Source organism: Xenorhabdus littoralis, assembly GCF_033949345.1.
Taxonomy (GTDB): domain Bacteria; phylum Pseudomonadota; class Gammaproteobacteria; order Enterobacterales; family Enterobacteriaceae; genus Xenorhabdus; species Xenorhabdus littoralis.
Genome location: NZ_VCDP01000040.1, coordinates 20,255 through 43,985, shown reverse-complemented (window position 1 = coordinate 43,985; position 23,731 = coordinate 20,255). Strand labels below are relative to the sequence as shown.

Genomic DNA, 23,731 nt, shown 5'->3' with positions numbered 1-23,731 from the left:
CACCCCCAACGCTATTCATATTCATCCCACCCTTCCGGCTGGCGACGCTCATTAATCATTTCCCGTTCAAACAATTCTTCCAACTCTCTGCGAGCTTCTTTCACGCGGGATATCTGCGCCACATCACCATGTAATTGGGGCATCAATTCACGCAACATGCGCATATCCAGACGTCGGAAATGCTGCTGTGCGCGATGCGCCTGATGTGGATGCATACCTAACCTGATGAGTACCTTGCGCCCTAGCTCCAATGCACTGGAAAATGTTTCCCGATTAAAATCTTTCACACCGCTCTGCAACAGTTCATGGGCTTCTAAACGCCCTCTGGCACGAGCAAGAATATTCAGGTGAGGAAAATGTTTCTGGCACAAATGTACGATTGCCATTGAATCTACCGGCTCATCACTGGTAACGACGATCGCCTTGGCTTTCGCTGCACCGGCAGAACGTAACAATTCCAGTTCGCTCGCATCGCCATAATACACCTTATAACCATAACGGCGCATAGTACTGATGGCACTCACATCGCGTTCCAATACCGTGACCCGGATTTTATTCGCCATTAGCAAGCGACCAACCACTTGCCCGAAACGACCAAAGCCTACCAGAATCACCTGTGGCTCATTATCCTCTACAAATGGCTGTTCATTATTTTCATCTTGTGTGTTGTATCGATGTGTCAACATGCTTTCAATCAACTGCATCACTAAAGGCGTTGTCATCATTGACAAGGTCACCACAACCAACAAAAGTGACATCTGATTTTGATCCAATACTCCCTGCCCAAGCGCCGCAGAAAATAACACAAACGCGAACTCGCCCCCCTGACTCAACACGCCGGAAAACTGCAAACATGATGCTTTTCTTAAAGCGGATATCCTGCCGATAACATAAAGTATGAGGCTCTTTATCAGTACCAGTCCTAGAACGCTCAGTAAAACACTCGACAAATGGGTAAGCAGCACTCCCATATTCAGGGACATGCCAACAGAAATGAAAAAGAGTCCCAACAGCAATCCTTTGAATGGCTCAATGGAAATTTCCAGTTCATGACGATATTCACTGTCGGCCAACAAAACACCCGCAATAAAAGTACCCAGAGCCATTGAAAAACCCAGTGTCTCCATGAAAATCGCAGCTCCCAGTACGATCAACAATGCAGCCGCCGTAAAAACTTCCCTGACACCTGATTTCACAACCCAGCGAAACAGGGGACGCAGCAGATATCGCCCTCCCAGCAACATGACCGCAAAAGCAGCAATTTTCAGCCCGATGCGATACCAGTTACTGGATGCTGCCCCGCCTGCCAGCAGCGGAATAACCGCCAGAGCAGGAATAACCGCCATATCCTGAAACAGCAGGATAGAAAAACCGAACTGTCCACCTTCATGGTTCGTCATTCCTTTCTCTTTCATCAATTGCAGCGCCATCGCGGTAGATGACATCGCAAGCCCGATGCCACCAATAACCGCCGCCTGCCATGAAAAGTTCACTAAACAAAGGAATGAAGCCAATACCAGAGCAGTTAATATCACCTGCGCCGTACCCGCACCAAAGATTGATCGCCTGAGCTGCCAGAGTTTTGTTGGATTCAACTCAAGGCCAATGATAAACATCAGGAAAACGACGCCAAGTTCAGAGAAATGCAGGATTTCATCGACATCTTTGATAAATCCCAGCCCCCATGGGCCAAGTACGATGCCTGCAATAAGATAGCCCAGTACAGCCCCAATCCTGAACTTTTGGGCAAGAGGAACAGCTACAACAGCAGCAAACAAAAACAGTGTTCCGGCGCTTAACAGCGCTGAATTCTCCATGATCATAACCCTCCCAAAGATAATGGCGCTTGCAGCCATTCCCGATAAGCATTCGCATGACTCGCGAGCGCTTCAGGCCGTTGGCGTCTGGCCCAGTAAATGATCATTGGTGATAACCAATGCATATGGCACATAAGTGCCGTCAACTCAAAAGGCCGGAGAATATCTTCCATCGGATAAAGATTATATCCCCCTTTCCGGTAAGCTCCTTCGGGTTCTCCGGTCGTAATAACAGAGCGCCAATACTTCCCCCTCAACACCTGTTCTGCTCCGCTGACAAAATCACGGCTCAACACGCGATCCATCCACTCTTTTAATAAAGCCGGACAACTATAAGTATACAAAGGATGTTGGAAAACAATGATTTTGTGCTCACGCAACAATTGCTGCTCAAAGGGGACATCAATGAAGAAATCAGGATAACTGCCATAGAGATCGTGAACCGTCACATGCTTCAGTTCCAGCGCAGGCTGCAACAAAACTTTATTGGCCACTGAGTTCAAAGGTTCTGGGTGGGTATATAACAGCAGGATTTTTGGCGGCAATACATTAGGTGACAGTAACATCAATCCCCCCAAAACGTGTCAGGACACATATTTTCAGCTACCATGCACGTCAAGCTATCAAATTGAATATGCCCGTCTTTCAAGTTACAGTTTTGTCGGTCAAGTTCCCTTGCCATCACATTGCATCTTGAAATCCAGTAGGTATACATATAACCGAATTATTAACTTAACACACTTTATATAGACAACATCTATGATTGTTTTCTCTTCACTGCAAATCCGCCGTGGCATTCGCGTCCTGCTGGACAATGCCAGCGCAACCATCAATCCCGGCCAAAAAGTGGGATTAGTTGGCAAGAATGGCTGTGGTAAATCAACCCTACTCGCATTACTGAAAGATGAACTTCAGGCCGAGAATGGCTCTGTCACATTTCCCAATAACTGGTCACTGGCCTGGGTTAATCAGGAAACACCAGCGTTGGAAACATCAGCACTGGAATATGTGATCGATGGCGACCGAGAATTTCGGCAACTGGAACAGAAGTTAAAAAACGCCAACGAACAAAATGACGGTCACGCCATAGCCCACCTTCATGGCTTGCTTGATACCATTCAGGCATGGACAATCCGCTCTCGTGCTTCCAGCCTGCTACACGGGCTTGGGTTCTCTCAGACCCAGTTGGAACAACCGGTACGTTCATTTTCCGGTGGCTGGCGCATGCGCCTCAATCTGGCTCAAGCACTGATTTGCCGTTCCGACTTGTTATTGCTTGACGAACCAACCAACCATCTTGATCTGGACGCTGTCATCTGGCTCGAAAAATGGCTGAAAAACTACACCGGTACGTTGATCCTCATCTCCCATGATCGGGATTTCCTCGATCCCATCATTGATAAAGTGCTGCACATTGAGCAACAGGATCTATACGAATACACGGGTAACTACTCTTCCTTCGAACGGCAACGGGCTGCCAAACTCTCTCAGCAACAAGCGCTATATCAAAGCCAACAGGAAAAAGTGGCACATTTGCAGAGCTATATCGATCGCTTCCGTGCCAAAGCCTCTAAAGCGAAACAAGCACAGAGCCGCATCAAAATGCTGGAACGAATGGAGCTTATTGCTCCTGCCCATGTCGATAACCCTTTTCATTTCAGTTTCCGCCAGCCAGACAACTTACCCAATCCGCTTTTGAATATGGAAAAAGTCAGTGCAGGTTATGGTGATAAGACAATCCTTGATTCGATCAAATTAAATCTGGTGCCGGGTTCACGTATCGGTTTATTAGGTCGTAATGGGGCAGGCAAATCCACGCTGATCAAGCTGCTTGCAGGAGAACTTGCGCCACAGCAAGGAGAAATTGCTTTATCAAAAGGCATCAAACTGGGGTACTTTGCGCAGCATCAGCTGGAATACCTGCGGGCTGATGAATCGCCATTGCAGCATTTAGCCCGAATCGCTCCAAAAGAAATGGAACAACAACTTCGGGATTATCTGGGCGGATTTGGTTTTAAAGGTGACCAAGTGACCGATCCGAGCGGGCGTTTTTCCGGCGGTGAAAAGGCTCGTCTGGTATTGGCCCTGATTGTCTGGCAGCGCCCCAACCTTCTGCTGCTCGATGAACCGACCAACCACTTGGATCTCGACATGCGACAAGCATTAACTGAAGCGCTTATTGATTTTGAAGGTGCTATGGTTGTGGTATCGCATGACAGGCACTTACTACGCTCCACGACAGATGAGCTTTATCTGGTACATGATGGCGAAGTAGAACCTTTCAAAGGTGATTTAGAAGATTACCAACAGTGGCTGACTGAATTGCAACGCCAACAAATGCGTGACAGTCAGGAGAAAGCCAATACGGAGTCTTTAGCGAACGGCACTCAAAATTACAGTGCTCAGGAGCGTAAAGACCAAAAACGACGTGAAGCTGAATTCCGTAACCAGACGCAGCCATTGCGTAAGCAACTGACGGCCCTTGAAAAGCAGATGGAAAAACAGGGTACAGAATTAGCAGGTTTAGAAGAAAAACTGTCAGATAACACACTCTACGAGAATGAGCGCAAAGCTGAATTAACTGAATGCTTATACCAACAGACACAAACAAAATCTAAATTGGAAGATATTGAAATGGAATGGCTGGACATTCAGGAGCAACTCGAACAAATGACTGAAGCATTTAATTCCAATCAAGGAGTTAATTAATTTTTCAAGTCTGATGGGTCAGATATAATCGGGCATTGTTACGCAATGCCCGATTTATTTCTATCCTCTTATTCCATCACTTACTCAAATACTGAAAATAATTTTCCCTGTTTACAGGAAAAAATAAAACTCGCATGTAAACATCTCGTTTACTTGCCGTAAAAAATGATAATTCATTTATGCAGACAGGTTATTTATAATTGGAAAAAACCTAAGATTCGTATTCTCATGTTGCACTCCTTACTGAGAGAATTACTACAATTTTCACAACAAATTACATTCTCACAAGAGGTTGAATGATAAAAATCCTATAGAAATCAGACACCGTTTATTGACTTATAGATTAGCAACAAGCGTAGAAAAGCTCTCAGCATCATCAATAAGATGATCATCTATTGATTTTCCCCACACCACACCAAGCTCAATTTTTTTGTCTGTTTCAACAATTTCCAACAAATTCATATAATACTCAGGAATAGCACTAATAATACGCTTAGGAACACACGTATAAGCACTATTTTTTGTAATCATTTCGATTATTAACATAATGTCATTTGTCTTTAATAACAAATGCATATTGTCACCAGTATAAATAGGGAAAACATTAAGGCAATCAGTTAAGTCGATCATCTCTTTTTTTTCTGACGAATTTGCCGGAAAAATCCCATTCCCAAATTTGCTCAGCGCTGTTCTGAATTTAGATATCAGATTACTCCTTTTCTTAAAGATATAAACCAATCTTTCCGTGAAAATTTTTTTCGGTTCTAATTGAGCAATGGAAGCCAACGGCATTACCGCAACATGTAACATACCTGCATTCAATAAACTTATCTGTTGCTCAACTGACAGACCGGTTACCAGCGCCAGTACAACATTCCCTTTCTTCTCCGCGATCTGCTTCTCTATTTGAGAATAGTTATGGATAGGAAAGCAGGAACCGACATATAAGTGCCTGACCAAATCTTCTTTTGAATCAAAATGAACCCGACTTTTAAACTGTTCATAATGAGTTAAAAACTTTCTGGTATTTTCCAGCGTTTTCTGCCCAAAATCCGTCAATCTTGTTCCATTTGGCCCCCTTGTAAATAGTGAAGCACCAAGAATATCTTCCAACCCGTGTATTTTCTTCGTCAAGGCAGGCTGAGAAAGATAAAGCCTCTCCGAGGCCTTATGATAATTAAGTGTCTCAGCCAAAACGATAAAAGCTTCAAGATTGCGTATATCCATGTTCTTTCGCCCAATGATTGTTAAAAAACTACAAAACATTACAGATTCATGGTGATAGCATTTTAACTTAGTGTTTTGCCAAAGGTTTTATCAGGTCAACTGGTCAAAATGTTAACTAATAAAATGTTAGTTAATAAGGGTACAATTAGCAAAAGATTTATTAATATTATGTTTTAATTCCACCTGATAACAATTTCAACAGTGACTAATGGAAAAGTACAATTTTGGTAATACATAATAAGGCAACCTCCTGTTATCCATACTGAGCAATATCCATTCCATAATTTAAATTTCTGCGTTATTTATCAGGCTGAAATTTAAAACAGATAGGGAATGGCCGATACTAATAACCTTACTGCTGATTATTTTATATATCCTAAGATTAGGGCCACCACCAAGAACTTATAATGAACGGCAAGTTATCAATTGATAACTTTCATTTATTAGTAACCCACTTAAGGTGATACCAAAAAACATTCAAATTAAAATATCATACTACGAAACTATTGTATAAATGATTTAATTTAAAAATATAAAGAAAAGTATATATATCTGACTTACTCGTATAATGAAACAAACAGCAGATAATTCACATCAATTTTATTATTAATATAAAGACTGATCTTTACTTTTATGGCTATTAAATGCTTTACTCTTGCTACGTGTTAATAAGGTAAATCTCCGACTTAAAGTATTATATTAAATACAACAATAATGATGATGAAAACCATCATAAAACGAGTAAAGCAACATCTCGAAAATGTAATATCAATAAACAATAGTATATGGAGAGGAAGGTTTTATAGCGCGTTGTTCTTAATGAAATACATCTACTCTTATTTCAAGTTTTTGATCTTTTTTATATCGGAATATTCTGTATTGGGCTGTTATTTTATGGAGAACATACATGGATTTTTGCATCTTGTTTCAACACGTTGAGGTACTGCCTTGAACTTCACTAGCGTTTTCGCAGTAGAAAAGTGCTTTTTATTGATATCCATTTTGGCTTGGATGCCTTCGCTCCCTACCTTACTTATCAAAGAAGCGGTTAAATACCCGTCTGCATATGTGTTTGTCAGCACAGATGAAAATAAAATTTTTATCACGTGATAATATAAAGCAATCTAATAATTTCAAAATAGAAATACATTAATATAGTTCCTTAAGCACTATTAAGACAATGGTGTGCAATGAATAATAGTTATCAAATGATAACTTAATATTTTCACTAATGTAAAAATAGAGTAAATAAGTCAGACTTCATGTTTGTTTTTTTAATTTTAACAATTTGTAATTTATTACATATTTCTCTGGAGATGTAAGCTGTGGATCTAATAACCAACAAGCCATTAAACATCTAACTTAATACACTTAATATTAAATAATTAGATTTTACAGTTCTTCTTTACGTTTCTCATCATTGATATTTATGCAAAAATTAAATCTATTGATATACTTTATACCAAGTACTCATATGGTAATTTAACATCCATAATTTACTTATTAATCACCCATAAACATACGACAAACCATGATGAAAATCGACCTAAACAATATGGTGACAGAAAGCCGCAATCCTGCCAGTAAACACATCGATCAATTATCAACGCTCGATATGCTGCGCGTCATCAACGATGAAGATAAAAAAATCGCTGTCGCCGTTGAGAAAACACTCCCGCAAATTGCCAGTGTGGTTGATAAAGTCGCCGGAGCATTTCGCCAAGGGGGACGCTTAATTTATAGCGGAGCGGGAACTTCAGGGCGTTTAGGCATTCTGGATGCCAGTGAATGCCCACCGACATATGGCTCAAAACCAGAACAAGTGATCGGTTTAATCGCCGGCGGACATCAGGCCATTCTGAAAGCGGTCGAAAATGCAGAAGATAATCGGCAATTGGGTGCAGATGATCTTAAAGTACTACACTTTAATCAAAGAGATGTACTGGTAGGGATCGCAGCCAGTGGTCGAACACCGTATGTTTTGGGCGCGATGGAATATGCGAAATCAGTCGGTGCTACCGTGGCATGTATCAGTTGTAATCCAGACAGCCCGATGGTGCAGTTGGCTGATATCGCTATCACGCCCGTCGTCGGACCGGAAGTTGTGACGGGTTCTTCCCGCATGAAAGCAGGAACAGCACAAAAGCTGGTGCTGAATATGATCACAACAGGCGCGATGATCAGGATTGGTAAGGTATATGGCAATTTGATGGTAGATGTAGAAGCTACCAATGCTAAATTAATCGAACGTCAGAAAAATATTGTCATGGCCGCCACAGAGTGCAGCAGGGAAATGGCAGAACACGCGCTTAATGCCTGTGATGGTCACTGCAAAACCGCAATCGTGATGATTTTATCGGATATCAGTGCCGAAGAAGCCAAAGCGCTATTGGCAGAGCATCAAGGTTTTATCAGGCCAGCTATTTTGAAAGACCGATAATCATTACCTCTTTTAAGGGGTCATAAATGGCTAAAATTAGTCAGGAAATGTTGGTCGAAATACTCAACGCCATCGGCGGGGCGGGTAACGTTGCATACTGCGGTAATTGCATGACCCGCCTGCGATTGACTCTGCGTGATGATTCTCTGGCCGATAAGATCAGATTGAAAAAAATCTCAGGGGTTTTAGGCGTTATAGAAAGCGATGACCAATTCCAGATTGTCCTTGGCCCCGGCAAAGCCCAGACAGCCGCAGATATGATGAATACGCTGTTAAGTGAGCCAGCGCCGCATGACACTGATGTTCATCCCGATAACCTGAAAGATATTGCCTCCTCCAACAAAAAGCATCTCAAAGAAAAACAAACCAGCTCAGTCCATAAGTTTCTGGCTAAATTTGCCACCCTCTTTACTCCCCTGATCCCCGGTTTTATTGCCGTTGGTCTGTTATTGGGCTTCGCTACCCTGCTGGAACAAATTTTTATCAAAGGCGTCGAACATCCCGATGCCTTATTGCTGGAGATGATCGGCTATATGAAGATCTTCAGCAAAGGGATGTTCAGCTTCCTGAGTATCCTGATTGGCTACAATGCGCAAAAGGCATTTGGTGGTTCAGGCGTTAATGGCGCTATCATCGCGTCTCTGTTCGTACTGGGCTACAACGCGGAAGCCACCAGCGGTTTCTATTCCGGCATTAATAACTTCTTTGGTTTCCCCATTGATCCGCGAGGTAATATCATCGGAGTGCTGATCGCCTGTATTCTCGGTGCTTGGGTAGAAAAACAGATCCGGAAAATCATGCCTGCTGATCTGGATATGATCCTGACCTCCGCCGTTACTCTGCTCATCATGGGCGCTGTTGCTTTTGTCATTATTATGCCCGTTGGCAGTTATCTGTTTACCGCGATGTCATGGCTGTTCATTAACTTGAATGGCAATCCATTCGGGACTGCTATCTTGGCGGGATTGTTCTTAATCGCCGTGATGTTTGGTGTGCATCAAGGCTTTGTCCCCGTCTATTTTGCCTTGATGGATGCACAAGGTTTCAACTCTCTCTTTCCTATTCTGGCAATGGCAGGAGCGGGTCAAGTCGGATCGGCTCTGGCGTTATATATGAAAGCCCAAAAAGGCTCTCAGCTACGTACTCAAATCAAGGGCGCCATCATTCCAGGATTTCTGGGTATCGGAGAACCCTTGATTTATGGTGTCACCCTGCCTCGCGTCAAACCTTTTGTCACCGCCTGTCTCGGCGGTGCTGTGGGTGGTTTTTTTATCGGGCTGGTTGCCTGGTGGGGATGGCCGGTCGGATTGAATAGTGTTTTCGGCCCCTCGGGATTGGTTGCCCTTCCCTTGATGACTTCCAACAGTGGTATTTTCACCGGCATGGCAATATACGGTACCGGGCTGATTGTGGCTTATATTGCTGGCTTTGTGTTGACGTTATTCTTCGGCAGTAAAAATATCGACCTGAGTTAATTCAGCCGAATCGATGTCAATCAATCCAGATCAGGGGTACGCAGGCAGCAGTCAGAATACCCATTGCGATATTGAATATAAACCACGAGTGGCGATTTTTTAGTAAACGCCCGATGAGTGAACCGAGAAGCAGCCAAATGATTCCAGCGATAGTGCTGGAAACTAACATCACTACACTAATGGTAAAAACAGAGTGGTTATATTGCACTCCGGACAGGCTATAGCTACTGACTGCGCCTAAGCCCATAAGCCATGTTTTAGGATTCAAAAACTGTAATAACCAAGCTTGATGAACTTTTATTGGCGTTCCTGCCTGCGTTGCGGTATCCAGTCGCTTATAATGCGAAGTCGCTGTTTTCCAGGCCAGCCACAATAAATATACGCTACCAAGCACTTTCAAGCCCGTATGCAGGGCAGGATAGAGCAGCAGCAACGCAGCAACACCAAAGGCAGATAACACCAAAATTGTCTGCATCCCCAAAACGATACCCAGACAAAGAGGAGTCGAGCGGCGGATACCAAAATTGGCCCCCGATGATGCCAGCAACAAATTGTTTGGCCCCGGAGTGACAGCAGAAATAAACATAAATGTACTAAGAGAGAATATAAGGCTTACGGTCATGGGTAGACGCCCCTCACCCAAATGGTCAACATTTCCTTTCAAGGAAAATAGCAGTATGTTATTCCACATACAAGACAACTAATCATGAAATCAATTCATTATGAGTGATAACTTTTATCCCTTAAGCGGGGCCAGCAACCCCCATTTACAAACTTTTTTGCCTCGTCTGCTTCGACGTCGCCCAAAATTGCAACCTCATTGGCAGCGGCTCAGTTTACCCGATGATGATTTTGTGGATTTGGCATGGAGCGAAGATCCCGAAACGGCTTCCCACAAACCGCGCATGGTTCTTTTTCATGGTTTAGAGGGAGGCTTCAACAGTCCTTATGCCCATGGTTTGATCAGCGCCTGTCAGGAAAAAGGCTGGCTTGGTGTGGTGATGCATTTTCGTGGATGTAGTGGTGAACCTAATCGCCAACAACGCATTTATCATTCAGGGGAAACCAGTGATGCCCGCTATTTCCTCAACTGGTTAAAAACGACTTATGGCGATGTTCCTACTGCTGCGGTTGGTTATTCTCTGGGCGGTAATATGCTGGCCTGTTATCTGGCTGAGGAGAAAGAACATGCCCAAGTGGATTCTGCGGTCATTGTCTCCGCCCCGTTTATGCTGGAAGCTTGTTCTAAGCGGATCGAGCAAGGATTTTCTAAGATATATCAACGCTATCTGCTCAATAAACTGAAAAATAATGCTACCCGTAAATTACTGCGTTATCCCGACTCTCTTCCCTTAAGTCTCAGCCAGCTCAATTCAATGAAAAAGCTGCGTGAATTTGATGATGCCGTCACAGCCAAAATTCACGGCTTTAAAGATGCCGGTGATTATTATCACCAATGCAGCGCACTGCCTCGTTTGCCGGATATCACGACTCCACTGCTGATCATCCACGCAAAAGATGATCCTTTCATGACGCCTGAAGTTATCCCCGAACTGGCACATTTACCGCCTAATATTGAATATCAAATGACTGAGTATGGAGGGCATGTGGGTTTTGTCGGAGGCTCACTGACAAACCCACAGATGTGGCTGGAACAGCGTATCCCTGACTGGTTATCGCCTTATTTAGAGCCATTACATGCAGAACAATTACAACATCATCAGGAGCAATCACAATGATGATCCCGTGGCAACAGCTGGAAGCCGATACTCTTTACACTTTAATCGAAAGTTTTGTCCTGCGGGAAGGCACGGATTACGGCGAACAGGAAAAAACACTTGAACAAAAAGTACAGGATGTCAAACGTCAACTTGAACGGGGGGAGGTTCTGCTGGTATGGTCTGAATTACACGAAACGGTCAATATCGTACCTAAAGAGATGTTCCGTCCATAAGGTCTGACTTATTTTATGCATCCTCAGCGACTGATTGAAAAAAGATGATCCCAATTTTTATTGATTAAGGAGTCTGTTCATGTCTGCCAAACACCCGGTCATTGCAATCACTGGCTCCAGTGGAGCTGGAACAACAACAACCAGTGTAGCTTTTCGCAAAATATTTCAACAGCTAGACGCCACTGCCGCAATAATCGAAGGGGATAGTTTCCATCGTTATACTCGTCCTGAAATGGATGCCGAGATTCGGAAAACGAAAGAACAGGGCAGACATATCAGTTATTTCGGGCCAGAAGCCAACGATTTCAGCATGCTGGAAAAAACGTTTTATGAGTATGGAGAAACAGGTAGCGGCCGCTGCCGGAAATATCTTCATACCTACGATGAGGCCGTACCCTATAACCAAGTACCGGGTACTTTCACACCGTGGGAACCTTTGCCGTCAGGCACTGATATTCTGTTTTATGAAGGATTGCATGGCGGTGTTGTCACCCAGCAACACAATGTCGCCGGTTATGTGGATTTGCTGGTTGGCGTTGTTCCGATAGTCAACCTTGAATGGATACAAAAGCTAATCCGTGATACCAGCGAGCGCGGACACTCCAGAGAAGCGGTCATGGATTCCGTTGTCCGTTCAATGGATGACTATATCCGCTATATCACACCGCAGTTTTCACGTACTCATATCAATTTCCAGCGCGTTCCCACCGTTGATACTTCTAATCCTTTTTCAGCCAAAGCCATTCCCTCGCTGGACGAAAGTTTTATCGTAATTCGCTTTCGTGGCCTAACCCAAATTGATTTTCCTTATTTACTGGCAATGCTTCAGGGATCATTTATTTCCAGCATAAATACCATCGTTGTTCCGGGAGGAAAAATGAGACTTGCCATGGAATTAATTATGGCACCTCTCGTTCAACAATTATTGGAAGGCAAAAAAATCTCATAAATTAAATCTAATTTTATTTTTAATAAAACGGGTAACAAAAAACAATAATACAGAAACAATAAAACCGACTCTTTAGACTGATTTCTGGTAATCTGGCAACCAGTTTAATAGGCTGAAGCGATACAGGAGAAGACAGAAATGTTTTCCTGTGTTACAAACTAGGTTACAAGCGGGCTGACAAGAAATATGGATTAAGATAAATACACCGACATGTACATATTTTCATTCATATAAAATTTCCGCTTATCAGTTTTTCAGCAAGTTAATATGTTAATCTATTGACTTTATAAAGCTAGCCTAAAGAGAAACTGTCTGTTTCTCTTATCATAAAGGCAGAAATAACAACAGAGGATAAAGCGAATGGTTCTCGGCAAGCCACAAACAGACCCTACTCTTGAATGGTTTTTGTCACACTGCCATATTCACAAATATCCATCCAAGAGCACGCTTATTCATCAAGGCGAGAAAGCAGAGACGCTTTACTACATTGTTAAAGGCTCAGTTGCCGTTTTAATAAAAGATGAAGAAGGCAAGGAAATGATTCTCTCTTATTTAAATCAAGGGGATTTCATTGGTGAACTTGGATTGTTTGAAGAAGGGCAAGAACGTACTGCTTGGGTGCGGGCTAAAAGTGCCTGTGAAGTGGCTGAAATTTCTTACAAGAAATTTCGCCAGTTAATTCAGGTCAATCCAGACATTCTAATGCGTTTATCTGCTCAGATGGCAAGCCGCTTACAAACAACTTCCGAAAAAGTAGGTAACTTAGCCTTTCTGGATGTCACAGGCCGTATTGCCCAAACATTACTTAATCTGGCAAAACAGCCTGATGCGATGACGCATCCTGATGGTATGCAGATCAAAATCACACGTCAGGAAATTGGGCAGATTGTGGGTTGTTCCCGTGAAACAGTTGGCCGTATCCTGAAAATGCTGGAAGATCAAAACTTGATCTCTGCACATGGTAAAACCATCGTTGTTTATGGAACCCGTTAGTTCCTGAAAAAACCTGAAACTCGGCCAGTGCAATCTATTTTCTGCACTGGCTTTTTTTATTCAGGATTCAGGCAGTTTCTTTTCAACCACCTTCTTTCGAACAATAAAGCGCTAACGCGTGTGCTATTGCTGCATCCAACCGCGCCATGCCTTCTGTTATCTCATCCTCAGGAATAATTAATGATGGCGTAAAGCGCAAAATACTGTCTCCGGCACTCAATAACATCACGCCTTGCTCTGTCGCTTGTTGCAATATTTTTCCGGCTTTACCCTGATATTCAGATTTCAGTACCGCTCCGATAAGCAGCCCTTTTCCCCGGATTTCATGGAAGATGCCATATTTTTGGTTTATTTTTTCCAAGGCGTGGATAAAGAGATCGTGACGTTTTCCCACTCCCGTCAACACTTCCGGCGTGTTAATGATATCCAATGCAGTACAGCCAATGGCACAAGCCAGCGGATTTCCGCCATAAGTTGTCCCATGAGCTCCTACTTCCATTGCAGCCGCAATATCATCGGTCGTCAGCATCGCACTGATTGGGAATCCCCCACCCAACGCTTTTGCCGTCGTCAGAATATCAGGATTGATCCCATCATGTTGATAAGCATATAACTTGCCTGTCCGCCCCATTCCACTCTGCACTTCATCAAAAATCAGCAGAGCCTGATGTTCATGGCACAACTCACGCACACCATGAAGAAATTCTGTCGTTGCGGGAGTAACACCACCCTCTCCTTGAATCGGCTCCAAAACAACAGCACAGGTGCGATCATCGATCACAGCCCTGACAGCATCTAAATCATTAAAAGGAACGTGGACAATATCAGCAGGTTTAGGCCCGAATCTTTCAGCATATTTCGGTTGTCCTCCTACCGAAACAGTAAAAAATGTGCGCCCATGAAACGCCTGATGGAAAGCAATAATTTTGGTTTTATCGGGATGATGGCTGGTAATTGCATAACGACGAGCTAATTTAAATGCCGCTTCATTGGCTTCCGCACCAGAGTTAGCGAAAAAAACCTTCTGTGCAAACGTCGCATCAATCAATTTTTGCGCTAAGGTTAAGGCGGATTCATTGGTAAAAATATTGCTGACATGCCACAATTTTTCACCTTGCTGTTTCAGGGTATCCACCAGGGCGGGATGGCAGTGTCCCAGCGCCAAGACCGCAATACCACCAGCGAAATCAATATATTCTTTACCTAATTGATCCCATACCCGACTACCTTTACCCCTGACCGGAATAAAGCTCGACGGCGCATAGATTGGCAGCATAACCTGATCGTAATCATTTCTGCTTTTTGCTGTTTTTTCTGCCATTCCCCTCACCTTATTTTTATATTTGCCATATCGAAGTGAAATAATAATCACTAAATATGAATAAAAAATCACATTAGAGCAAATAAAAAAAGCCAGAGTGAGGGACTGCCTGTAGTATCTGATTAATATTTTAGGAAATTATTTAATAACTCATGTCCCTGCTCACTCAGAATGCTTTCCGGATGGAACTGCACTCCTTCTAATGGCAAGGTGCGGTGACGTATTCCCATGATTTCATCCACATCACCATTACGCTGGCTCCATGCTGTGACTTCAAATGAGGCAGGAAGCGTTTCAGCCGCAATGACCAGAGAATGATACCGAGTGACTGTCAATGGATGATCCAAACCCTTAAATACTCCTTGCTGGCTATGATGGAGCAGACTGGTTTTCCCATGCATTATCTCGCGGGCTTTGACAACGCTGGCACCAAAAGCCTGACCTATCGCCTGATGCCCCAAACACACACCGAGGATAGGCAACTTACCGGCAAAATGCGAAATCGCTTCCAGTGAGATGCCTGCTTCATCCGGCGTACAAGGCCCTGGAGAAATAACTAAGTGTGTAGGCGCCAGCTTTTCGATATCTTCAAGCTGTAGCTCATCATTGCGCTTAACTAAAACCTCTGTCCCTAACTCGCAAAAATATTGATATAAATTGAATGTAAAAGAATCGTAGTTATCTATTATTAGTAACATAGGAGTATATCCTACTGATTTTATAGTTTTATAAGTCGCCCTACCCCATTAGGGTATTATGCATTCTGTATTACGGTAAAATCAGGTAAAGCAGTATCAACGGCAACGGGGGGACTCATCATACCACAGAAGTATTTTTAAAATAGGGGCGTGCAGAGAGGGGAAGAAAGGATAAGGGAAACACCGGACGGCACTCAAATAACCAATTATGATTATCTGAATACCGTCTTACATGCTTTCGATCAATTAAGGCCCAACTTTAGCTGACAAGATCACAATCGGTTTCGCGGGTACATTTTGGTAAGGACCAACATTTTCTGTTTTGACCTGAGAAATTTTATCTACCACATCCATGCCTTTTACGACTTTACCAAAAACGGCATAACCGAAATCACGCTGCCCGTGGTCAAGGAAAGCATTATCGGTAACGTTGATAAAAAACTGACTGGTTGCACTGTCTTTATCTGCGGTACGTGCCATAGCGATAGTGCCACGAAGATTACGTAAACCGTTGTCTGCTTCATTCTTGATGGGATCTCTGGTGGCTTTCTGCTTCATATCTTTTGTGAAGCCGCCACCCTGGATCATAAAGCCGGGAATCACACGATGGAAAATAGTGTTGTTATAAAATCCATCATTGACATACTGAACAAAATTCTTAGTACTCATTGGTGCCTTATCGCCATCCAACGCAAGTTCAATCTCTCCGGCTGATGTCATCAGCTTTACGTGGGTTTCGGCAGCCAATGCTGGAACAGCTATCGCACTGATAGCACATGCAGTCATAAACGACACTAAAATACGTTTAAACATTGATGGTTCCTTTATTTTTTGAGGTCAACAATAAAACTCATAACAACAAAACTCATTAAGTGTAATTCCCAATGGGAATAACTTCCAAAGATTTACCTACATTTACGAGTATTTTAGATGAATTGAGAGAAAATCTATCTGTGAAACTTTTATATTCGCATACTTTGACGAAAGCTATTTTCGGAATAAGCTCAATATTGATGCGCTTTCCACGCTAACGCATTCTAGTATCACATTGTTTCGTTGAAGATGACCCTCCAAACTTACGCAGAAAACAATTGCAGAACAACAGGCATCGTCGCCAATGCAATAAGCAGGGAGATAATAATAGAAAGGGAAATAACATCCTGTTTGAAACCATATTTGTTGGCAAAAACATATACTCCTGCACCGATCGGCTGAGCAGCCATAACGACAGCGGCAATCAACCAGACATTATCTTTCTGCTGCATCCCCAAGAGATAATAAGCGCAGATAAACGTAACCAGTGGTTGAATACCTAATTTGAGGAGCAACATCGGCACTGCAAGTTGTAGCGCCCCGCCATTGATATGTTCTGTAACTTTAAGGCGGGATAATCCTAATCCCAACGCGAATAACGCCGTTGGACCGGCGGCATTCCCAAGAAAACCCGCAAAAGATTGCAGAAATTCCGGGACGGGGAACCTGAAGATAACAAAGACCAAACCAGTAATAACTGAGACAGTTAAAGGGTTAGTCAATGTGGTTTTTAATGCCTTAGCAAGAGTGTGACCAATGGATATTTTACTGCCAGATTGCCGCGTGGAAAAAATATCGTAACTAATGATAACGGCCATAATAGCGGGAATATTATGCAGGATAGTGGCAATAGCTGCGGGCAATGCAGCAGACTCACCATAAACAGAAATCAGGATTGGGACACCCATATATCCGGTAGTGCCATAACACGCCCCCATGCTTAAAATCGACGATTCAGGTAAACCAATTCCCATGATTTTTGCTATCAACGCCCCTAAAATATACGCGGCACCAATGCCAACAAGAGTAGCAGTAATAAAATCCCACTGCCGCAATTCATTGATCTCAGCTTTTGCAATAGCGAGAAACAATAAGGCCGGGAGTGCGATATAAAGTACATAATCATTGATTAATTTATCAGAATGTCCGCTATCAGGATTCAAACGACCAAAACAATAACCGATAAATATGATCAAAAATATTGGCGCAACGATCATAGCCATTTAAAATCGCTCCCACATGAATTTTTATATGCTGTTTGGCAATGTTGTGATAGTTATTTAATTTTGTTAAATAAATAATTCCTTTTTTATCATTGAATTTCTCAATGATGGCCGCAAGGGTAACTCTATGACGCTGGATACTCGTACCAATCGTTTTGATGGGCGTGGGATAACGCTTGAGCAACTACGTGCATTTGTGTTTGTTGCCACACATGGCGGATTTGCTAAAGCAGGTGAAGAGTTAGGACGTACACAGTCTACGCTTAGCCTTAGCATTAAACGGCTTGAAGAGGATATCGGCTGCCGCCTGATTGATCGACGCCAAGGCTATATTATTGGTTTAACCGATGAAGGAAAACAGCTATTACCTGCGGCCAAAGACATTCTTTCCCGTATGACACAGGCGCTTCAATCAGTGAAAAAATCGCAACTGAAAGGCAGAATAGCGCTCGGTGTTCCTGATGATTTTGGCATCAAAAATCTGCATGAAGCGATCTCTTGGTGTCTGGCTGAATATCCTGGATTAAAAATAGAAATTACTGCGGCCTCATCGGCTGTTCTTACTGACCTACTGGGAAAACGTCAATTAGACATGGCCATTACTAAAGAAATGGCAGGACAACCAATTAACGCCAATAACAGAAGCATCCTGTATATCGATTCATTGCATTGGGTCGCCTCAAGAGCCGAATATTTCAATAAAATCCAAGAAATCCCGTTAGTCATTTTTGCCGAAGGCTGTGTTATTCGAAACTGTGCAGTTAAGGCGCTGGAACATGTAGGAAAACCGTATTTCTTCGCTTATGTCAGTTCCTCATTCGAAAACATAAAAAGCGCGGTAGAACATGGGATTGGGATTGGATTATTACCGCATAGTGCATTAACCGATGATCTGTATATATTATCATCCGAGCATGGCGCACCCAGCGTTCCAGAAATTCAGCTTGTTTTGCATATTACAGCTCAAGGGGAGTTATACACGCTTTTTGCTGATTATCTACGACGTTCTCTATCATTATAAATGCCGATATATATCCAAGAGATTTCGGGTTACAAAAATACCGGAATAAAGTTACACCTGTCCACAAGCCATTGCTCTCGGTATAATCACCGCGCTATTTTTGTGTATTTCTCTAGGAGAGAATCATTTTGACTATCAAAAACTACAACTATCACATGACCCACTTTGTCACGAGTGCACCTGACATTCGCCACCTGCCTCAAGATGTGGGCATTGAGGTAGCGTTTGCCGGTAGGTCAAATGCGGGTAAATCCAGTGCGTTAAACGCATTGACCCGCCAAAAGAGCCTTGCGCGTACCAGTAAAACTCCGGGCCGTACTCAGCTGATTAACCTGTTCGAAGTGGAAGAAGGGGTTCGTCTGGTGGATTTACCGGGTTATGGTTACGCTGAAGTACCCGAAGAGATGAAACGCAAATGGCAGAAAGCCTTGGGAGAATATCTCCAGAAGCGTGAATGCCTGCTGGGACTGGTGGTTTTGATGGATATCCGTCATCCGCTGAAAGATCTGGATATGCAGATGATCGAATGGGCTGTTGTGATGCAAGTGCCTGTTATGGTCTTGCTGACTAAAGCCGATAAACTGGCATCCGGTGTCCGTAAAAGCCAACTGGCAAAAGTCCGTCAGGAATTGGCGTCTCTGGATGGTGATGTTCAGATCGAATACTTCTCTTCCCCGAAAAAAATCGGCATCGATAAACTTGAGCAGAAGCTTGATCTTTGGTTCAACCAACCTGCCATCGAGGTGGAGTAACATCCCCCGCGCTCACCACATCCCCATCGACCATACCCGATAGACCTCAAATTGCAGCCAATAACGCTGCAAATTGATCGGTGAAAGGTATAAAACGGACATAAAAAAACGCCCCAGTCAAAAAAGATGACTGGGGCAGCTAATATTCAGCTAAATCCGATTACGTGAAGTAAAAGGTCTGAAAGATAGAACATCTTACCTCTGTACCCTACGCCGACAACTTTACCCTATTCCTTTAATCAAAAAAAGACTTTTTTGTAATTAATTTTCATTGATTACCTCGATTCAGCTTCTATTATTTAACCAAATCAGGTTATTACTTCATCATCAATGTAGTTTAATTACATAATTGTGAGATCTAGATCTAATCCAAAACCTAACTCAAATTGTTGTTACAAGCCTCGTTGCGGCACACGCCAGACAATTATCGTTCATTAAATAAACCGTAATTTCATAAAAACTATTCAATAAACAATATTCAATAAAAACTATTCAATAAAAAATCAGTGCGCCTGATCCCAGTTATCACCAGTACCGACATCCACTTTTAATGGCACATCAAGCTGCATACTTTGTTCCATCAACTCTCTGATTTTCTGTTCAGCAGACTCCAATTCAGACTCATGCACTTCAAACACCAATTCATCGTGAACCTGCATGATCATGCGCACATTTGGCTGCTCATTGACGATCCAGTCATCTACCACAATCATTGCCAACTTAATAATATCCGCTGCTGTACCCTGCATCGGTGCATTGATGGCTTCACGCTCTGAAGCCTTACGGCGCATAGCATTACGTGATTTGATATCCGGCAGATATAATCGACGGCCTTCCAGCGTTTCAACAAATCCATGATCGGCGGCTTGCTGGCGTGTACGTTCCATATAAGCCAACACTCCCGGATAGCGCTCAAAATAGAGATCCATATAACGTTGTGCCTCGCCGCGTGGAATGCCCAACTGGCGGGATAAACCAAACGCACTCATACCATAAATCAGGCCAAAGTTAATCGCCTTAGCACTGCGACGCTGCTCGCTGGTCACCTGTTCCAGTGATACACCAAATACTTCGGCGGCAGTCGCACGGTGAATATCTTTACCTTGCGCAAACGCCTCCAGCAAACCTTTATCCTGTGACAGATGCGCCATAATCCGCAATTCGATCTGCGAATAGTCCGCCGCCATAATGCGGTAGCCTTTCGGCGCAATAAATGCCTGACGGATACGCCGTCCTTCATCGTTGCGGACAGGAATATTTTGCAGGTTTGGATCACGGGAAGAGAGTCGCCCTGTCGCAGTCACTGCCTGATGGTATGAAGTATGAACGCGATTTGTCAGTGGATTCACCATCTGAGGCAATTTATCTGTATAAGTGGATTTCAGTTTTGCCAAACCACGATGTTCTAAAATAACGCGGGGTAACTCATGACTCTCTGCCAACTCTTCCAACACTTCTTCGTTCGTCGATGGCGCACCATTTGGCGTCTTTTTCAGCACAGGCAGGCCCATCTTTTCAAACAAAATGACTTGCAACTGCTTAGGTGAAGCCAGATTGAATTCTTCACCCGCCAACACATAGGCGGATTTTTCCAACTCATCTAAACGCGCAGTAATTTCCCGTGAATGTTCTGCCAACGTTTGGGCATCGATCAATACGCCTGTCCGCTCGATACGGGAAAGTACCGGTACTAGCGGCATTTCGATTTTCTGGAAAACCTTTGTCAGCGTCGATTCGCTCTCCAACTGAGGGTACATCGCCTGATGCAATCGCAAAGTCACATCCGCATCTTCAGCCGCATATTTTGATGCTTCCTCCAGCGGAATTTGATTGAAGGTGAGCTGTTTTTTCCCTTTGCCTGCGATTTCTTCAAACGTAGTCGTTTTATAACTAAGATGACGCTCTGCCAGACTGTCCATGTCATGCCGTCCTGCCACGCTATTCAGGACATACGACTCCAGCATGGTATCGAAAACGATGCCATTCAAAGCAATGTCATAACGGGCGAGGATACCACGGTCAAATTTCAGGTTCTGACCAATTTTGGGCAGGCCAGCATCTTCCAGCAACGGTTTTAAAGCCGCGAGAACATCATGCAGATCCAGTTGTTGTGGCGCATCCAGATAGTCGTGTCCCAGTGGCAGATAAGCTGCTTCAACTTCTGATTCTCCCGCTACAATAGCAAAAGACATTCCCACCAGATTAGCAGTCAGTGTATCAAGGCCGTCAGTCTCAGTATCAAAAGAGAATGCCGGTGCCAGCTTCAGCTTTTCAATCCACTCATCAAGGGATTGACGTTCAAGAATGGTTTGATAGTTTTCCGGTGAAATCTTAACCGCAGTTGGCGTAGCTACCACTGATTCTGATTTGGCATTGATATTAGCCGGTTTTTGACTATTACCCTCCAGCCAAGTGCCATTCTGTACGCCGTTAATCCAACGCTTGAATTCATAATGACTGAACAGCACCAACAGTTCATCCGCATCTGGTGGCACAACGGAAAGTTCCAGACAAGTTGTATCTAGCTCAACATCAGTTTTAATCGTTGCCAGTTTATATGAAAGATAGGCGACCTCTTTATGCAATTCCATTTTTCCGCTCAGCGTTTTGGCTCCACGGAAGCTGAGAGTGGCAATTTCATCAAGTCTGGTATAGATATCATCCAACCCGCCGAGGCCTTGCAATAATCCCAGTGCAGTTTTCTCACCAACACCCGGCACACCGGGAATGTTATCGGAAGAATCCCCCATCAGGGCGAGGAAATCGATGATCAGTTCAGGCGGAATACCATACTTTTCCGTGACTTCTTGCGGCCCTAAAATGGTATTGGTCATGGTATTAATCAGCGTGATATTCGGTGTCACCAACTGCGCCATATCTTTATCACCCGTGCTGATCAGGACCGAACGGCCTTCCTTTTCCGCCTGCAACGCCAATGTTCCGATGACATCATCGGCTTCGACACCCGGTATGACCAGAATTGGCAAGCCCATTGCCTTAACCATTTTGTGTAGCGGCTCAATCTGAGCACGCAAATCATCCGGCATCGGGGGGCGGTGGGATTTATATTCGGCAAATAACTCATCACGGAACGTTTTGCCTTTGGCATCAAACACAACCGCCACATGACTGGATCTATACTGCATGATTAAACTGCGCAGCATGTTCAGTACGCCATACATGGCGCCGGTCGGTTCTCCCGCACTATTCGTCAGTGGAGGAAACGCATGGTATGCACGATAAAGGTATGAAGAACCATCAACCAAAATCAGGGGATTGTCTGCTATCTGTACCATAAAATTTTCTTCGTCGTTCTGTGGGATGAATTGGAATGAATAAAGAATAGAATGCCATACTGCGTCGTTATAGACGAATTTTGCGAGAATTTTCTCGTACTAACCTGCATTTTATAACAAATATTTTGATGAGTGTTCTGTGGATAACTTTGTGCACAAAAAATTGGCACATAAAGCAGATTTATGTTTATCACTATAAAGAGTAATTAACAGGAGGTAAAAATCAATGAATTACAAGAAATATTAAGAAAATATTGCAATCACTTAAAAATCACCGACTTGTGGATATTACCGGAGTTTATGTTATGAAAGGGGCTTTTCAGCAAGTATTGTGCCAGCTTTATCATAGCTGACACAATGCCTATGTTATTTTATATTAGTGCCAGAGTTCTTGTTTCCTTTATGGCCTGGCCTGCGGCTTATTTTTTTGTCACCAGATAATTCACTGTTTCAGAGAAACTTTTTCCATAGTCCAGCACAGAAGTCCCTTCAACGCCGCCGTTGTTAATCAAGTATTTTCCATTGACAAATACTGCCGGAACGCCGCGCAATTCGAAATCCTTAGATGCCTGTCGCTCTTTAGCGGCTACAGATTGCACAATAAAACTGTTCAATGCAGCATCATATTCTTCACCCGGTACACCAGCCTTGATAAAGGCTTTGCGAATATCTTCCTTACTATTGATGCTTTGGCTTTTCTGAATACCCTCAAACAGAATTGGAGTGATTTTATCTTCAATCTTCATGACGATCGCAACCGCCCATGCATCCGTCAGATCTTTACCCAAAAGTCCCAGAAAATCGACATGATAACGCTCATGGGTCACACCTGCTGGCAGGTTTTTCTCAACAGTAGAAGGCACATGATAAACATTTTCAAACTGATAACAGTGCGGGCAATAAAAAGAGAAAAACTCCAAAACCTGTGGCTGACCCGCAACCGCTTTTTTTAATTCAGTATATTGTTTGCCTTCAGAAAAATCGGCAGCGGATGCATTGAATGCCATAAACGCGCCAACCAGTACTAGCCAAAATTTTCTCAT

20 protein-coding genes are annotated in these 23,731 nt (G+C 43.4%); 9 read left to right on the top strand and 11 right to left on the bottom strand.

Annotated elements, in window-relative coordinates:
* Positions 1-11: 11 nt before the first annotated feature.
* Both kefB and kefG read right to left on the bottom strand, forming a co-directional pair.
* On the bottom strand, positions 12-1,817 hold the full coding sequence (gene kefB / locus FE394_RS11750) for a glutathione-regulated potassium-efflux system protein KefB (protein WP_319926571.1): 1,806 nt from the start codon (positions 1,815-1,817) through the stop codon (positions 12-14).
* A 2-nt stretch (positions 1,818-1,819) separates the two neighbouring features.
* Positions 1,820-2,383 (bottom strand): glutathione-regulated potassium-efflux system ancillary protein KefG, encoded by a 564-nt coding sequence (gene kefG, locus FE394_RS11745; RefSeq protein WP_319926570.1) that lies wholly within the window; start codon positions 2,381-2,383, stop codon positions 1,820-1,822.
* A gap of 193 nt (positions 2,384-2,576) precedes the next feature.
* On the opposite strand from kefG, the gene FE394_RS11740 reads away from it, so the two are divergent.
* Positions 2,577-4,526 (top strand): ABC transporter ATP-binding protein, encoded by a 1,950-nt coding sequence (locus FE394_RS11740; RefSeq protein WP_319926569.1) that lies wholly within the window; start codon positions 2,577-2,579, stop codon positions 4,524-4,526.
* Positions 4,527-4,862: 336 nt separating this feature from the next.
* Here FE394_RS11740 and FE394_RS11735 read toward each other — a convergent pair whose 3' ends face one another.
* Positions 4,863-5,753 (bottom strand): LysR family transcriptional regulator, encoded by an 891-nt coding sequence (locus FE394_RS11735; protein ID WP_319926568.1) that lies wholly within the window; start codon positions 5,751-5,753, stop codon positions 4,863-4,865.
* A gap of 1,534 nt (positions 5,754-7,287) precedes the next feature.
* Here FE394_RS11735 and murQ point away from each other — a divergent pair.
* Positions 7,288-8,193, top strand: a complete 906-nt coding sequence (gene murQ / locus FE394_RS11730; protein ID WP_319926586.1) for an N-acetylmuramic acid 6-phosphate etherase — start codon at positions 7,288-7,290, stop codon at positions 8,191-8,193.
* A 26-nt stretch (positions 8,194-8,219) separates the two neighbouring features.
* Positions 8,220-9,668, top strand: a complete 1,449-nt coding sequence (murP, locus tag FE394_RS11725) for a PTS N-acetylmuramic acid transporter subunit IIBC (protein ID WP_319926567.1) — start codon at positions 8,220-8,222, stop codon at positions 9,666-9,668.
* Positions 9,669-9,684: 16 nt separating this feature from the next.
* Here the strand turns inward: murP and FE394_RS11720 are convergent, their stop codons facing one another.
* A complete protein-coding gene (locus FE394_RS11720) occupies positions 9,685-10,290 on the bottom strand; it encodes a LysE family translocator (RefSeq protein WP_319926566.1) in 606 nt (201 codons plus the stop codon).
* Positions 10,291-10,390: 100 nt separating this feature from the next.
* Here FE394_RS11720 and FE394_RS11715 point away from each other — a divergent pair, with 100 nt between their 5' ends.
* The 4 genes from FE394_RS11715 to crp all read left to right on the top strand — a co-directional run bounded on the left by FE394_RS11715 (position 10,391) and on the right by crp (position 13,564).
* Positions 10,391-11,407 (top strand): hydrolase, encoded by a 1,017-nt coding sequence (locus FE394_RS11715; protein WP_319926565.1) that lies wholly within the window; start codon positions 10,391-10,393, stop codon positions 11,405-11,407.
* Complete coding sequence (locus FE394_RS11710) at positions 11,404-11,622, top strand: YheU family protein (RefSeq protein ID WP_319926564.1); 219 nt, start codon at positions 11,404-11,406, stop codon at positions 11,620-11,622. The genes FE394_RS11715 and FE394_RS11710 overlap by 4 nt, the downstream gene beginning before the upstream one ends.
* A 79-nt stretch (positions 11,623-11,701) precedes the next feature.
* On the top strand, positions 11,702-12,571 hold the full coding sequence (locus tag FE394_RS11705; RefSeq protein WP_319926563.1) for a phosphoribulokinase: 870 nt from the start codon (positions 11,702-11,704) through the stop codon (positions 12,569-12,571).
* Between the two features lie 360 nt (positions 12,572-12,931).
* Positions 12,932-13,564: a cAMP-activated global transcriptional regulator CRP gene (gene crp, locus FE394_RS11700; RefSeq protein WP_004240730.1), complete on the top strand. Its 633-nt coding sequence runs from the start codon at positions 12,932-12,934 to the stop codon at positions 13,562-13,564.
* Positions 13,565-13,646: 82 nt separating this feature from the next.
* Here crp and FE394_RS11695 read toward each other — a convergent pair whose 3' ends face one another.
* The 4 genes from FE394_RS11695 to FE394_RS11680 all read right to left on the bottom strand — a co-directional run bounded on the left by FE394_RS11695 (position 13,647) and on the right by FE394_RS11680 (position 17,619).
* Entirely contained in the window at positions 13,647-14,885 is a 1,239-nt protein-coding gene (locus FE394_RS11695; RefSeq protein WP_319926562.1) for an aspartate aminotransferase family protein, read from the bottom strand.
* A 122-nt stretch (positions 14,886-15,007) separates the two neighbouring features.
* Positions 15,008-15,583, bottom strand: coding sequence for an aminodeoxychorismate synthase component II (locus FE394_RS11690; protein WP_319926561.1), 576 nt, complete (start codon positions 15,581-15,583; stop codon positions 15,008-15,010).
* 246 nt (positions 15,584-15,829) lie between these two features.
* Entirely contained in the window at positions 15,830-16,396 is a 567-nt protein-coding gene (gene ppiA, locus FE394_RS11685) for a peptidylprolyl isomerase A (protein WP_319926560.1), read from the bottom strand.
* 263 nt (positions 16,397-16,659) lie between these two features.
* Positions 16,660-17,619: an AEC family transporter gene (locus FE394_RS11680; protein ID WP_319926559.1), complete on the bottom strand. Its 960-nt coding sequence runs from the start codon at positions 17,617-17,619 to the stop codon at positions 16,660-16,662.
* Between the two features lie 127 nt (positions 17,620-17,746).
* On the opposite strand from FE394_RS11680, the gene FE394_RS11675 reads away from it, so the two are divergent.
* Both FE394_RS11675 and yihA read left to right on the top strand, forming a co-directional pair.
* Entirely contained in the window at positions 17,747-18,640 is an 894-nt protein-coding gene (locus tag FE394_RS11675; RefSeq protein WP_319926558.1) for a LysR family transcriptional regulator, read from the top strand.
* A gap of 128 nt (positions 18,641-18,768) precedes the next feature.
* The gene (gene yihA / locus FE394_RS11670; RefSeq protein WP_319926557.1) at positions 18,769-19,392 is read left to right on the top strand and encodes a ribosome biogenesis GTP-binding protein YihA/YsxC; all 624 of its coding nucleotides are present in this window, start codon (positions 18,769-18,771) and stop codon (positions 19,390-19,392) included.
* A gap of 146 nt (positions 19,393-19,538) precedes the next feature.
* Here yihA and spfP read toward each other — a convergent pair whose 3' ends face one another.
* From spfP to dsbA, 3 genes are all read right to left on the bottom strand, one after another.
* Positions 19,539-19,586 carry a small protein SpfP gene (gene spfP / locus FE394_RS20125; RefSeq protein ID WP_438361642.1) on the bottom strand — a complete coding sequence of 16 codons (48 nt, stop codon included), beginning with the start codon at positions 19,584-19,586 and terminating at the stop codon, positions 19,539-19,541.
* 309 nt (positions 19,587-19,895) lie between these two features.
* Complete coding sequence (gene polA / locus FE394_RS11665) at positions 19,896-22,688, bottom strand: DNA polymerase I (protein WP_319926556.1); 2,793 nt, start codon at positions 22,686-22,688, stop codon at positions 19,896-19,898.
* 419 nt (positions 22,689-23,107) lie between these two features.
* Positions 23,108-23,731 carry a thiol:disulfide interchange protein DsbA gene (gene dsbA / locus FE394_RS11660; RefSeq protein ID WP_319926555.1) on the bottom strand — a complete coding sequence of 208 codons (624 nt, stop codon included), beginning with the start codon at positions 23,729-23,731 and terminating at the stop codon, positions 23,108-23,110.

Coding starts and splice junctions, on each gene's coding strand:
- kefB (WP_319926571.1), bottom strand. CDS start 1,817: ATGGAGAATTCAGCGCTGTTAAGCGCCGGAACACTGTTTTTGTTTGCT.
- kefG (WP_319926570.1), bottom strand. CDS start 2,383: ATGTTACTGTCACCTAATGTATTGCCGCCAAAAATCCTGCTGTTATAT.
- FE394_RS11740 (WP_319926569.1), top strand. CDS start 2,577: ATGATTGTTTTCTCTTCACTGCAAATCCGCCGTGGCATTCGCGTCCTG.
- FE394_RS11735 (WP_319926568.1), bottom strand. CDS start 5,753: ATGGATATACGCAATCTTGAAGCTTTTATCGTTTTGGCTGAGACACTT.
- murQ (WP_319926586.1), top strand. CDS start 7,288: ATGAAAATCGACCTAAACAATATGGTGACAGAAAGCCGCAATCCTGCC.
- murP (WP_319926567.1), top strand. CDS start 8,220: ATGGCTAAAATTAGTCAGGAAATGTTGGTCGAAATACTCAACGCCATC.
- FE394_RS11720 (WP_319926566.1), bottom strand. CDS start 10,290: ATGACCGTAAGCCTTATATTCTCTCTTAGTACATTTATGTTTATTTCT.
- FE394_RS11715 (WP_319926565.1), top strand. CDS start 10,391: ATGAGTGATAACTTTTATCCCTTAAGCGGGGCCAGCAACCCCCATTTA.
- FE394_RS11710 (WP_319926564.1), top strand. CDS start 11,404: ATGATGATCCCGTGGCAACAGCTGGAAGCCGATACTCTTTACACTTTA.
- FE394_RS11705 (WP_319926563.1), top strand. CDS start 11,702: ATGTCTGCCAAACACCCGGTCATTGCAATCACTGGCTCCAGTGGAGCT.
- crp (WP_004240730.1), top strand. CDS start 12,932: ATGGTTCTCGGCAAGCCACAAACAGACCCTACTCTTGAATGGTTTTTG.
- FE394_RS11695 (WP_319926562.1), bottom strand. CDS start 14,885: ATGGCAGAAAAAACAGCAAAAAGCAGAAATGATTACGATCAGGTTATG.
- FE394_RS11690 (WP_319926561.1), bottom strand. CDS start 15,583: ATGTTACTAATAATAGATAACTACGATTCTTTTACATTCAATTTATAT.
- ppiA (WP_319926560.1), bottom strand. CDS start 16,396: ATGTTTAAACGTATTTTAGTGTCGTTTATGACTGCATGTGCTATCAGT.
- FE394_RS11680 (WP_319926559.1), bottom strand. CDS start 17,619: ATGGCTATGATCGTTGCGCCAATATTTTTGATCATATTTATCGGTTAT.
- FE394_RS11675 (WP_319926558.1), top strand. CDS start 17,747: ATGACGCTGGATACTCGTACCAATCGTTTTGATGGGCGTGGGATAACG.
- polA (WP_319926556.1), bottom strand. CDS start 22,688: ATGGTACAGATAGCAGACAATCCCCTGATTTTGGTTGATGGTTCTTCA.
- dsbA (WP_319926555.1), bottom strand. CDS start 23,731: ATGAGAAAATTTTGGCTAGTACTGGTTGGCGCGTTTATGGCATTCAAT.